Source organism: uncultured Methylibium sp. (assembly GCF_902826655.1).
In the GTDB taxonomy this organism is placed as follows: Bacteria; Pseudomonadota; Gammaproteobacteria; order Burkholderiales; family Burkholderiaceae_C; genus Methylibium.
The window spans coordinates 1-12,160 of the sequence record NZ_CADEFR010000082.1; the positions used below are offsets into that span (position 1 = coordinate 1).

At 67.6% G+C, this 12,160-nt stretch carries 9 protein-coding genes; 2 read left to right on the plus strand and 7 right to left on the minus strand.

The window, feature by feature from the left end:
• On the plus strand, nt 1–1,407 hold a 1,407-nt coding region (locus QZV97_RS18980; RefSeq protein WP_295646388.1), incomplete at its 5' end, for a molybdopterin cofactor-binding domain-containing protein.
• 9 nt (nt 1,408–1,416) lie between these two features.
• Here QZV97_RS18980 and QZV97_RS18985 read toward each other — a convergent pair.
• Together QZV97_RS18985 and QZV97_RS18990 are read right to left on the minus strand one after the other, a co-directional pair.
• Nucleotides 1,417–2,178 carry a 5'-methylthioadenosine/adenosylhomocysteine nucleosidase gene (locus QZV97_RS18985; protein ID WP_295646391.1) on the minus strand — a complete coding sequence of 254 codons (762 nt, stop codon included), beginning with the start codon at nt 2,176–2,178 and terminating at the stop codon, nt 1,417–1,419.
• A gap of 37 nt (nt 2,179–2,215) precedes the next feature.
• Nucleotides 2,216–3,889, minus strand: a complete 1,674-nt coding sequence (locus QZV97_RS18990; protein WP_295646394.1) for a long-chain-fatty-acid--CoA ligase — start codon at nt 3,887–3,889, stop codon at nt 2,216–2,218.
• 143 nt (nt 3,890–4,032) lie between these two features.
• Between QZV97_RS18990 and QZV97_RS18995 the strand changes: the two genes are divergently transcribed.
• Nucleotides 4,033–4,440: a hypothetical protein gene (locus QZV97_RS18995; RefSeq protein WP_295646397.1), complete on the plus strand. Its 408-nt coding sequence runs from the start codon at nt 4,033–4,035 to the stop codon at nt 4,438–4,440.
• Nucleotides 4,441–4,481: 41 nt separating this feature from the next.
• Here the strand turns inward: QZV97_RS18995 and hsdR are convergent, their stop codons facing one another.
• The 5 genes from hsdR to QZV97_RS19020 all read right to left on the minus strand — a co-directional run.
• On the minus strand, nt 4,482–6,851 hold the full coding sequence (hsdR, locus tag QZV97_RS19000) for an EcoAI/FtnUII family type I restriction enzme subunit R (RefSeq protein ID WP_295646400.1): 2,370 nt from the start codon (nt 6,849–6,851) through the stop codon (nt 4,482–4,484).
• A 132-nt stretch (nt 6,852–6,983) separates the two neighbouring features.
• The gene (locus QZV97_RS19005) at nt 6,984–8,438 is read right to left on the minus strand and encodes an ATP-binding protein (RefSeq protein ID WP_295646403.1); all 1,455 of its coding nucleotides are present in this window, start codon (nt 8,436–8,438) and stop codon (nt 6,984–6,986) included.
• Nucleotides 8,439–8,514: 76 nt separating this feature from the next.
• A complete protein-coding gene (locus QZV97_RS19010) occupies nt 8,515–9,768 on the minus strand; it encodes a restriction endonuclease subunit S (protein ID WP_295646406.1) in 1,254 nt (417 codons plus the stop codon).
• Nucleotides 9,765–11,225, minus strand: a complete 1,461-nt coding sequence (locus tag QZV97_RS19015) for an N-6 DNA methylase (protein ID WP_295646409.1) — start codon at nt 11,223–11,225, stop codon at nt 9,765–9,767. The genes QZV97_RS19010 and QZV97_RS19015 overlap by 4 nt, the downstream gene beginning before the upstream one ends.
• Nucleotides 11,226–11,363: 138 nt before the next feature.
• Nucleotides 11,364–12,160 (minus strand): NAD(P)(+) transhydrogenase (Re/Si-specific) subunit beta (locus tag QZV97_RS19020; RefSeq protein ID WP_295646412.1); only part of this gene is annotated, 797 nt, incomplete at its 5' end.

The following is a 12,160-nucleotide window of genomic DNA, read 5'->3' on the forward strand; positions in this document are numbered from 1 at the left end:
GCGGTCGTCGCCGACACCTGGTGGCACGCGAAGACCGCGCTCGACGCGCTGCCGATCGTCTGGGACGAAGGCGCGCACGCGCAGCTCTCCAGCGCCGCGATCGACGCGACGCTCAAGGCCGGATTCGACGCCGCCGGCGCGCTGGTCGGCACGCAGCAGGGCGACGCCCCGGCAGCGCTGGCCGGCGCCGCGCGCCGCGTCGAGGCGAGCTACGCCTTCCCCTACCAGCACCACGCGACGATGGAGCCGATGAACGCCACGGCGCGCTACACGCCGGCGACGCCGTCGACCCCGGCGCGCTGCGAGGTCTGGGCGCCGACGCAGAGCGCCGACATCGCCCTGCCGGTCGTCGCCGAGGCGTCAGGCCTGCCGATCGCGCAGTGCGACATCCACAAGCTGTCGCTCGGCGGCGGCTTCGGACGCCGCAGCAGCCACGACTTCATCCGCCAGGCCGTCACGGTGGCCAAGGCCGTGCCGGGGGTGCCGGTGAAGCTGCTGTGGTCGCGCGAGGAGGACATGGCCCAGGGCGCCTACCACCCGGTGACGCGCGGCCGGCTGACCGCCGGCCTCGACGCGCAGGGCGAGGTGCAGGCCCTGCACCTGCGGATCTCCGGGCAGTCGATCATCGCCTCGGTCGCGCCGCAGCACCTGAAGGACGGCAAGGACGGCCTCGTGTTCCAGGGGCTCGAGGCCGGCGGCGCCGAGTGTGCGCTCGGCTACACGCTGCCGCAGCTGCTGATCGACCATGCGATGTACAACCCGCCGGTGACTCCGGGCATCTGGCGCGGCGTCAACCTCAACCAGAACGCGTTCTACCTCGAGTGCTTCATCGACGAGATCGCGCACGCGACGCAGCAGGACCCGCTGGCGCTGCGCCGCAAGCTGATGGCGAAGCATCCGAAGCACCTCGCGGTGCTCGAGGCCGCGGCCGAGCGCGCCGGCTGGGGCCGGCCGGCGCCGCCCGGCGTGTTTCGCGGCATCGCGCAGGTGATGGGCTTCGGCAGCTACGTCGCGGCCGTGGCCGAGGTCTCGGTCGACGACGCAGGGCGGCTCACGATCCACCGCATCGTCGCGGCCACCGACTGCGGCCATGCGGTGAACCCGCAGCAGATCGAGGCCCAGGTCGAGGGCAGCTTCGCCTTCGGGCTGTCGGCGGCGCTGTACGGCGAGTGCACCGTCGAGCGCGGGCGCATCGTGCAGACCAACTTCGACCGCTACCCGGTGATGCAGATGGCGGCGATGCCGCGCGTCGAGACCCTCGTCATGCCCTCGGGCGGCTTCTGGGGTGGCGTCGGCGAGCCGACCATCGCCGTGGCGGCGCCGGCGGTGCTGAACGCGATCTTCGCGGCCACCGGCAAGCGCATCCGCGAGCTGCCGCTGCGGCACCACGACCTGAAGCGCGCCTGAGCGGCCGGCTCAGCCGAGCTCGGGCCCCGCGCGCCGCAGCCAGGTGCGCACGATCGCGCCCGCCAGCGGCCCGGCCACCTCGGAGATGAAGCGCCGGAAGTCGATGTGGGCGCTGTCGTCGGCGCGATCGGAGACGGTGCGCAGCACCGCGAACGGCAGGTCGCAGTCGTGGCAGACCTGGGCCACCGCCGCGCCTTCCATCTCGACGGCCAGCGCGTCGGGCAGCTCGGCGCGCAACGCGGCGCTCTCGGCGGCCGTCGCGACGAAGCGATCGCCGCTGACCACCAGGCCCTCGTGCACCGACGGGGCCGTGATGCCCAGCGATGCCAGCGACGCGGCCAGTCCGATGCGCTCGGCGTCCAGGGCATCGCGGGCAGCCAGCGCCAGCGCATCGGACAGCGGGGCATCGGCCGGGAAACGCGCGCGGCCGCTGCCCGGCACCTCGTGGCGCGGGAACAGCGGCGACGCATCCAGGTCGTGCTGCAGCAGCTGCCGCGCGACGATGACATCGCCCACATGCACGGCCGGCGCCAGCCCGCCGGCCACGCCGGTGAAGACGATGGCCTCGGCGCCGAAGCGCTCGATCAGCAGCGTCGCGGTGGTCGCCGCGGCGACCTTGCCGATGCGCGACAGCACCAGCACCACGTCGCGGCCGTCGAGCCGGCCGGTGACGAACTCGCGCCCCGCGTGGTGATGCACGGCCGGCGCGACGAGCGCCGCACGCAATCCGGCCAGTTCCTCGGGCAGCGCGCCCATCAAGGCCAGGGTCATGGTCAGCCCTTCGCCGCAAGACCTGACCGCTCCGCGGTCAGGTCTTGTCTCGCAGCTCCCGGCGCAGGATCTTGCCGACCGGCGTCTTGGGCAGCTCGGTGCGGAACTCGACGATCTTGGGCCGCTTGTAGCCGGTCAGGTTGCTCTCGCAATAGGCGCGCACCTGCGACTCGGTGACGGCCGGGTCGCTGCGCACGATGACGAGCTTGACCGCCTCGCCCGCCTTCGCGTCGTTCACGCCGACCGCGGCGCACTCCAGGATGCCCGGCATCTGCGTCACCACGTCCTCGACCTCGTTCGGGTAGACGTTGAAGCCGCTCACCAGGATCATGTCCTTCTTGCGGTCGACGATCTTGAAGTAGCCGCGCTCGTCGACCGTGCCGATGTCGCCGGTGCGGAAGTAGCCGTCGGCCGTCATCACCTTCGCGGTCTCGTCGGGGCGCTGCCAGTAGCCGGCCATCACCTGCGGGCCGCGGATCGCGATCTCGCCCGGCGTGCCCATCGGCACCTCGTTGCCGTCGTCGTCGAGCAGCTTCAGTTCGGTGTTGGGCATCGGCAGGCCGATGTTGCCGCTGTAGGCGGTGCTGTCGACCGGGTTGCAGGTCGCCGACGGCGAGGTCTCCGACAGGCCGTAGCCCTCGACGATCGGGCAGCCGGTCTTCTCGAGCCAGAGCTTGGCGGTCGCGCTCTGCACGGCCATGCCGCCGCCGACCGAGATCTTCAGGTGGCTCCAGTCCACGGTCTTGAAGTCGGCGTGGTTGGCCATCGCGTTGAACAGCGTGTTGACGGCCGGGAAGCTGTGGAACTTCTCGGTGGACAGGGCCTTGAAGACTGCCGGCAGGTCGCGCGGGTTGGGGATCAGGATGTTGCAGCCGCCCATGCGCATGCTGAGCATCACGTTCGTGTTGAAGCCGAAGATGTGATAGATCGGCAGCGCGCAGATGGTGACGATCTGCTCGCCGGCCGGGATCTTCTTCAGCGCCGGCTGGTACCAGGCCTCGGACTGCAGGATGTTGGCGACCAGGTTGCGGTGCTTGAGCACCGCGCCCTTGCTGACGCCGGTGGTGCCGCCCGTGTACTGCAGCACCGCGATGTCGTCCGGGCCGGGCTTGGCCGGCGCGTAGCTCTTGCCGCGGCCCTTGGCCAGCGCATCGTTGAAGCGCACCGCGCCGGGCAGGTCGAAGGCGGGCACCATCTTCTTGACCTTGCGCACCACCGTGTTGACGATCAGCGACTTGGGGAAGCCCAGCAGGTCGCCCAGCGCGGTCACCACCACGTGCTTCGTCGGCACGGCCGCCATCACCTTCTGCAGCACGCTGGCGAAGTTCTCGATGATCACGATCGCCTTCGCGCCCGAGTCCTTGAGCTGGTGCTCCAGTTCGCGCGGCGTGTACAGCGGGTTCACGTTGACCACCACGTAGCCCGCACGCAGGATCGCGGCGATCGCGACCGGGTACTGCGGCACGTTCGGCAGCATCACCGCGACGCGGTCGCCGGCCGCGAGGCCCAGCGACTGCAGGTAGCCGGCGAAGGCGCGCGACATCTCGTCGACCTGGCCGAAGCTGATCGACTTGCCCATGAACTTGTAGGCCGGCAGGTCGCGGTACTTCTTGAAGCTCTCCTCGACCAGGGCCACCAGCGACGGGTACTGTTCGACGTTGATCGACGCCGGCACGCCGGCCGGGTAGTGCTTGTGCCAAAGGGATTCCATAGCGCGCTCCGGGAAAGTGGGGCGATTCTGACTGCGGGCTTACTCAGGCCACGTCAGGGAATTCGATAGCGCCGGCTAGGGTTGCCGCTCCAGCGTGCGAAGCGCACGATCGGGCTGCCCGAGCCGCACACAGGGAGCCCTTGATGACCCATCGATCGCCTCGCGCGTGGATCCTCGCCCTCGTCGGGCTCGTGCTGGCGGCGACCGCCCACGCCCAGAGCTGGGAGTACAAGTCCTACAAGAAGGACGCGACCGGGCAGTACGACAAGCAGAACTACGTCTCCGGCACCGTCACCGTCTACGAGAAGGACGGCAAGTCCTACCTGCGCATGGTCGCCGGCGTGATGGACGCCTGCCGGCGCAGCGACCTGCCGACGATCGTGACGAAGACCGAGACGACGACCCTCGTCGAGCCGCAGATCGAACTGGCCGGCTGCGAGAAATTCCGCTACGTGATCCGCAACGACGGCAGCGGCGGCCACCGCGAGGTCTGGCGCGGCGACAAGTGGTCCAGGACCTCGTTCGATCACGGGCTCACGCCGGTGAAGTGAGGGGCGGCCGCCCCTTTGAACACGCCGCGGGTCCGGGTCGGTCAGCTGCCGGAGGCCGCCTTGGCATACAGCGGCTTCTGGACGCCGACGAACAGTTCGCGCACGCGATCCGCCGGCCCCAGCTCGGCAAAGGCGTCGGCCAGCGCGCGATAGCGCAGCCGCAGCAGCGGGGCGAGCTTCTCGGGGTCGAGTTCGTCCACGCCCTGGTCTACGTACTGCGCCAGCACAAAGTCCACGAACGCCCGCTGTCGCTCGTCCAGCCCGGCCGCCGAGGCCGTGCGGGCGGCAGCGGCGCGCCGCTCGCGCGGCACCGGCTCGGCGGCGAAGGCCACGTAGGCCAGCACGTCGAACAGGTCCGCCTTCTCGGCCTCGATGCACTTCTGCATGGCCAGCAGCGGCTCGCGCCCGAAGCCCTTCTCGGCCAGGCCGGCGAGCAAGGCCTTGCGAGTGCCTGGGTCGCTCCAGAGGCGGCGCAACTCCTCCTCGTCCCGGAAGAACTCGGGCAGCGAGCCGTACAGCGCCTCCAGGAACTGGGCCGCCGACATCGGCCGCCCGTCCGCGCTCCAGAAGCTGGTCGCCGTCATGCTCTGCAGGCTGCGCGCCTTCCCATCGGCCAGCTTGACCACCAGACGCCGCCGCGGAGCGCTGTCCGGCTCGGCCGGGGGGATGTAGTCGGACGGAGAGGACTCTTCGATCCTGCTGGCAACGCCCATGCCGGGCGCGTCGGGCAGCAGCGGCTCGCCATCCCACTCGGGGTCGCTGAAGTGGTGATGCGCCTTCACGAAGTCGTAGATCGTGAAGTGGTCCTTGCCGTCGAACAGCCGCGTGCCGCGGCCGATGATCTGCTTGAACTCGATCATCGAGTTCACCGGCCGCATCAGCACGATGTTGCGCACGTTGCGCGCGTCCACGCCGGTGGAGAGCTTCTGCGACGTGGTCAGCACCGTGGGGATCGACTTCTCGTTGTCCTGGAAGTCGCGCAGGTGCTGCTCGCCCAGCGCGCCGTCGTCGGCCGTCACGCGCACGCAGTAGAGCGGGTCGGTGCTCGTCTTGTTCTGGTTGATCAGGTCACGCACCGCCAGCGCGTGCAGTTGCGTGGCGCAGAACACCAGCGTCTTCTCGCGCGGGTGGGTCATGCCCATGAAGAGCTTCACCCGGTAGGCCTCGCGTTCCTTGATCTCGATGAGCTTGTTGAAGTCCTTCTCTTCGTAGCGGCGGCCGGCCTCGATGTCGCCCTGCAGCACCTCGTCGTCGGGCGTGTACATGTACTCGTCCAGCGTGGTGGCGATCTGCTTCACCTTGAAGGGCGTGAGAAAGCCGTCGTTGATGCCTTCCTTCAGCGAGTAGGTGAACACCGGCTCGCCGAAGTAGGCGTAGGTATCGGCGTTGAGCGTTCGCTTCGGCGTGGCGGTCAAGCCCAGCTGCACGGCTGGGGCGAAGTAGTCGAGGATCGCGCGCCAGCTGCTCTCGTCGTTCGCGCCGCCGCGGTGGCATTCGTCGATGACGATGAAGTCGAAGAAGTCGGCCGGGTAGTCACCGAAGTGCGGCGCCGGTTGCCCATCCACCGGCGGGCCGCTCATGAAGGTCTGGAAGATGGTGAAGAAGAGGCTGCCGTTCTTGGGCACGCGGCCCTTCTTCCGGATCTCGTCGGGCGCGATGCGCACCAGCGTGCCGGGTGAACGGTCCTCGAAGGCCGAGAACGCGTTGTAGGCCTGGTCGGCCAGGATGTTGCGGTCGGCCAGGAACAGGATGCGCGGGCGGCGGCTGGGTTCGTTGCCACGCTTCCAGTCGCCCAGGTTCCAGCGGCTCTGGAACAGCTTCCACGCCAGCTGGAAGGCGATGAAGGTCTTGCCGGTGCCGGTGGCCAGCGTGAGCAGGATGCGGTCACGGCCGGCAGCGATGGCTTCCAGCACGCGGCCGATGGCGATGTCCTGGTAGTAGCGGCCCTGCCAGCTGCCGCCATGGTCTTCGAAGGGCACGGCGGCGAAGCGGTCGCGCCAGGCCACCGTGCCAGGGTCTGCTTCGGCGAAGGTCAGCGCCCACAGTTCGTCGGGGCCAGGGAAGGCGGGCACGTCACCTTCCGTGCCCTGCGCCATGTCGATGCCGTAGATCAACTGGCCGTTGGTGGCGTAGGTGAAGCGCACGGCCAGCTTGGCGGCGTAACTCTTGGCCTGCGCCACGCCTTCGGTGTGCGGCTTGTCCCAGGCCTTGGCCTCGATGACCGCGAGGCGGGTGTTGCGGTACACCAGCACGTAGTCGGCGATCTCGGCGCGCGTGCGCTGGCCGCCGGCCTGCAGGCGGCCTTGGGTAATGCCGTGTTCGCGCAGCACGCGGCTGCCATCGACCACGCCCCAGCCGGCGGCCTTGAGGGCGGGGTCGATGTGCTCGGCGCGGGTCTCGGCTTCGTTCATCCCGAGTGCCGGGTCAAAACCCGATCAAGACAGCGCTTGCCCGAGCCGTGTTCACAAGCTGTTGATTTCATTGAAGAAACCTCCGCAGCCGCGCCCGCTTCGGCGCTGGAATCAAGAGTGGATCAAGAACCGTCATGCCCAGTGCGGCACGTAGCCGGCCCGAGGATGCTCCAGGTCCGCCACCCGGATCAGGCCCGCGTCCAGGGTGCGGTTGATCACCGCCGAGGCCTGCGCGGCATTCTTCGGCGCGATGCCCAGGCGCACACACAGACTGGCATTCTTCATCTTGTCGCCGCTCAGGAAGCGCAGCACTGCATGGAAGTAGCAGGCCCGCACCCGCTCGTCGGGCGTCATGTGGGCAAAGCTCCGGGGCCCGTACAGCACCGCCTGCGTGGCATGGCCTTCCGCCCTGAACAGCGGCGCCGGCAGCTGCGCCACCTCGCAAGCCTGCACCACCTTGTCGAGGCCGCTGCCCTGTTCTTCGCACAGGCCCATGCGGCGCATCAGCGAGGCCAGCGCCTCGTTGCGCGAGCGCGGCGGCAGGTCGATCATGCGATCGGGTTGCACCAGCGGGGCGCCAGGGTTGCTGATCTCCAGCCGGTCTTCGAACAGCTCGATCTGCGGCCCGGCCCCGCTGATGGTCATGTCCTGGTGGATCAGCGCATTGGCCACCAGCTCACGGATGGCGATCTCGGGGAACAGCGGGCGCGCCTCGCGCAGCGTGGCGCCGATGTGTTCGTTCTTCGGCAGCAACCCGTTCAGGTAGTCCACCAGGCCCTGCAGCCCCACGGCGTAGCCGCGCTGGCCATCCATGCGGTGCGTCACCGTCGCCGCGCGGTTCTTGCCGCCATAGGCCACGAAGCGCACGGCCTTGCGCGCCAGGCCGGCCTCGAAGTCGCCCAGCCGCGCCGCAAACAGGATGGCGCCCAGGTTCGTGATGTTCCAGCGTTGCCCCACGTCGGCCACGATCAGCCGGTCAGCTTCGAGCTTGTCGAAGATGCCACCGCGGTTGTCGGGCAGCGGCTGCCGGGTGAGCTGGAAGTAGTGGCTGTAGTCCAGCAGCGTCAGCACCTCGTCGCCACTGGCGTACTGCCGGGCGATGCCCTGTTCCCACCGGTAGGGCTGCAGCTTTTCGATCAGGCGCTGGTAGCGCTCGGGGTAATCGGTGAGCTTGGGCGTGGCGCTGCCGATGCGGATGTAGGGCACGCCGTTGAACGCCACCGGTGCGCCGGTGGCGGCCGGGATCTCCAGCAACAGCACGCGGCCCTGCGGGTGGGCCACGGTGCGGAAGCTGAAGGCGATGCTGGGTTGCAGGCTGTTGGCCAACCAGAGCGGCAGCAACTGGTTGCCGACCTTGCGCGTGTCGGGGTCGAAGCTGGTGCCCACCACGGTGTGGCTGCCGTCCTCGACGCCCCACACCAGGTAGGCGATGTCCTGGCCTTCGATGCGCGCCGCGTTCGACAGCGCGGCGCAGCGCTTGCCGATCATGTCGGGATCGCCGTTGTTGCCCTTGAACTCGAGCCAGGCGGTTTCAGCCGGCAGTGCGCGCAGATGGTCGATCAGGTCGATGTCGCGCGCCGCGTTCATGCCGTGTGCTCCGCAGGCCCGCCAACGGGCGTGCGGCTTGGGGCGGTGCCGTGCTCGGCGCGGGTCTCGGCTTCGTTCATGCGGCTTTGGAAAGCTGCTGGTCGGCGGACTTGGCGGTGAGTTGGCCGGTGAAGGCTTGGTGGAGGAGGGATTGTTTGAGTTCGTCGAGGGCGGTAAGTTTGCGGCGCTGAACCTCAGCCAGGCGCTCAGTCTGCGCGGAGAGCTCATCGAGGCCATGGGCAATACGCCGCTGTGCGTCGATGGGGGGCACCACATGAAAGAACTCTCGCTGCTTGGTGATCGGTACCTGGTTCCTGGTGGATTGCTTCATGACCTGCTGATACTGCGAGGTGAAGGCTCGGGACACCATGAAGTGAGCCAGGTACTCAGGCTTGATGTACCGGGGATCACAGCGGTAGTAGGTGAGCGACGTGCCAAGGATGACGGCGTCCTCGTCGGTTCTGAGAATGGCTACAGGCCCGACCGTTGCGTTGTGAGCAAACAGCACATCGCCGTCCTTGGCGAGCCCTTTGCGGATAGAGGCAGCTCGCTGCGGGGACAGGTACTTCGCCTCATCGAAGTCGATCGCTCCGTTCTTGATGGCGCTGGCGGCGATGTAAGGAACTCCGGCCTCGACGAACTCGTCCTTGCGTGGGTAGTCACTCCCGTGATTGCCATCGAGGTGGCCGACGATCCATCCGCGCGCGAGTAGCTCCTCCAACTGAACGCGCTCCCAAGCCTCATTCTGTTCAATCAGGTCTTGGAGACGACTTGAGTACAACTCGCGAGCGCTCTCGATGCTCTTGCCGGCGTTGACCTTCGCCGCGGCAATGGCCGCGAAAGCCTCGTCGAGGATGACGGCGATGCGGCGCTGCTCCCGAATAGGTGGTGTCGGGACTCTGATGCCAGCTATCAGTGGCAAGTTGACAGAGGGGTACGCGTGATCCTGGACCAGGTCCTGGGCGCGCACTGTCGCGAGAAAGTAGAGCAGGAACCGTGGTTCGGCGCGCTGCTGCTCCGCCGTGATCGTCGCGAGATGGCTCGAAACGCATCCATCGACCTGCATCATTACGCGATGGTTTAGAAACGTAGACGCCCCGCTCTTCGGGAAGAGAACTGTTCCCGCGGGAAGGCGGCGCAGTCCACGGACTCCCCGCTCATTGAGGCGGTCTGCGGATGACACGATGTCGCCAAATCGCACCCGTCCCACGTCAGAAGTTCTGAAGAACGGGACGGTGCCGTCTTCGAACAGCTTGTCGTCCTGAGGGGCCGAATTGCCCGCCCCGATTGCCGCCAGTTCGCCTAGATCGCAAGTCTTCCAAGCACTCATTGCGCCACTAGCTCTCGTATCGTGGACAGAGCTTCGGCGCTTTCCTGGTCAAGCGCCGCCAGCTCATCGAGGATTTGCTCCGGCGTGCGCAGCTTCACCTCGCCGCCCCCGTTTGGGTTCTTCACCGACAAATCCCAAGTCTCCGCATCCACCCCCGCCACATCCACAACCCAGCTCTTCGCCGACCTCTCAAACCCCGCCTGCAACCGCACGAACTCCGCCAGATCCTCATCGTTCAGCGGATTCGTCTTCCCCAGGCTGCGCCCCGGGTCCAGTTGGTAGTACCAGACCTGGCGCGTGCGGCTGCCCTTCTCGAAGAACAGCACCACCGTCTTCACGCCCGCGCCCTGAAAGGTGCCGCTCGGGCAGTCCAGCACCGTGTGCAGGTTGCAACTTTCCAGCAGCAGCTTGCGCAGGCTCACGCTGGCGTTGTCGGTGTTGGAGAGAAAGGTGTTCTTGATGACGATGGCCGCGCGCCCGCCGGCCTTCAGCGCCTTGATGAAGTGCTGCAGGAACAGAAACGCCGTCTCGCCGGTGCGGATGGGGAAGTTCTGCTGCACCTCCTTGCGCTCCTTGCCGCCGAAAGGCGGGTTGGCGAGGATCACCTCGTAGCGGTCCTTGTCCTGGATGTCGTTGATGTTCTCGCCCAGCGTGTTGGTGTGCACGATGTTCGGCGCCTCGATGCCGTGCAGGATCATGTTCATGATCCCGATCACGTAGGCCAGGCTCTTCTTCTCCTTGCCGAAGAAGGTTTTCGTCTGCAGCGTCTGCAGGTCAGAGGTGCTCAGCCCGGGCTGGCTGCTCAGGTGGTCGAAGGCCTCGCACAGGAAACCGGCCGAGCCGCAGGCGCCGTCGTAGATGCGCTCGCCGATGCGCGGGTGGGTGACCTTGATCATGGCGCGGATCAGCGGCCGCGGCGTGTAGTACTCGCCGCCGTTGCGGCCGGCGTTGCCCATGTTGCGGATCTTGGCTTCGTACAGGTGCGAGAGCTCGTGCTTCTCGCTCTGCGTGCCGAAGCGCAGTTCGTCCACGAGGTCGATCACGTCGCGCAGGTTGTAGCCGCTCTGCACCTTGTTCTTGATCTCGCCGAAGACCTCGCCCACCTTGTATTCGATGGTGTTGGGGCCGCTGGCGCGCTGCTTGAAGCCGGCCAGGTAGGGGAACAGCTTCGTGTTGACGAAGTCGCGCAGGTCGTCGCCGGTGAGCGCGGTGTTGTGGTCCACCTTGCCGGCGGCGTTGCGCGGCGCGGCCCAGCGGGCCCAGCGGAACTCGGGCGCCAGGATGTGGCTGTAGCTTTTGCCTTCGAGCGCGGCCACGCTGGCCTTTTCCTGCTCCAGCGCATCAAGGTACTTGAGGAACAGCAGCCAGCTCGACTGCTCGGTGTAGTCCAGTTCGCTGGTGCAGCCGGCGTCCTTGTGCAGGATGTCGTCGATGTTCTTGAAGGTCTGCTCGAACATGGGTCAGGGTCTCGGTGTGGCCGCTTCGACGGTGACTATCGAGTTCGGCACTCAGCAGCGCCACGTAAACAGGGTAGGAAAGCTCGAGCCAAACACCAACAGGCCGGGAGACCGGCCTGCCGACGCAAATGTCGCGGCTCAGCCCCGCAGCGCCGCCAGTACCTCGTCGAGCATCTTCTTCGCGTCGCCGAAGAGCATGCGGTTGTTGTCCTTGTAGAACAGCGGGTTGTCGACCCCGGCGTAGCCGGAGGCCATGCTGCGCTTCATCACGATCGAGGTGCGGGCCTTCCAGACCTCGAGCACCGGCATGCCGGCGATCGGGCTGGCCGGGTCTTCCTGCGCGGCCGGGTTCACGATGTCGTTGGCGCCGATGACCATCGCCACGTCGGTGTCGGGGAAGTCCTCGTTGATCTCGTCCATCTCGAGCACGATGTCGTAGGGCACCTTGGCCTCGGCCAGCAGCACGTTCATGTGGCCGGGCATGCGGCCGGCCACCGGGTGGATGCCGAAGCGCACGTTGACGCCCTTCTCGCGCAGCAGCTTGGTGATCTCGTAGACCGTGTGCTGGGCCTGGGCCACCGCCATGCCGTAGCCGGGCACGATGATCACGCCCCGCGCCTCGCGCAGCATCTCGGCGGTCTCGACGGCGCTGACGGGCGTCACCTCGCCCTCGGGCTGGGCCGCACCGCCGGCAGCGGCCGGCGCCGGCGCGCCGCCGCCGAAGCCGCCGGCGATCACGCTGATGAAGTTGCGGTTCATCGCGCGGCACATGATGTAGGACAGGATCGCACCTGAAGATCCGACCAGCGCGCCGGTCACGATCAGCAGGTCGTTGCTCAGCATGAAGCCGGTGGCCGCCGCGGCCCAGCCGGAGTAGCTGTTGAGCATCGACACCACCACCGGCATGTCGGCGCCGCCGATCGCCATCACCATGT

Coding starts and splice junctions, on each gene's coding strand:
- QZV97_RS18985 (WP_295646391.1), bottom strand. CDS start 2,178: ATGACCCTGGCCTTGATGGGCGCGCTGCCCGAGGAACTGGCCGGATTG.
- QZV97_RS18990 (WP_295646394.1), bottom strand. CDS start 3,889: ATGGAATCCCTTTGGCACAAGCACTACCCGGCCGGCGTGCCGGCGTCG.
- QZV97_RS18995 (WP_295646397.1), top strand. CDS start 4,033: ATGACCCATCGATCGCCTCGCGCGTGGATCCTCGCCCTCGTCGGGCTC.
- hsdR (WP_295646400.1), bottom strand. CDS start 6,851: ATGAACGAAGCCGAGACCCGCGCCGAGCACATCGACCCCGCCCTCAAG.
- QZV97_RS19005 (WP_295646403.1), bottom strand. CDS start 8,438: ATGAACGCGGCGCGCGACATCGACCTGATCGACCATCTGCGCGCACTG.
- QZV97_RS19010 (WP_295646406.1), bottom strand. CDS start 9,768: ATGAGTGCTTGGAAGACTTGCGATCTAGGCGAACTGGCGGCAATCGGG.
- QZV97_RS19015 (WP_295646409.1), bottom strand. CDS start 11,225: ATGTTCGAGCAGACCTTCAAGAACATCGACGACATCCTGCACAAGGAC.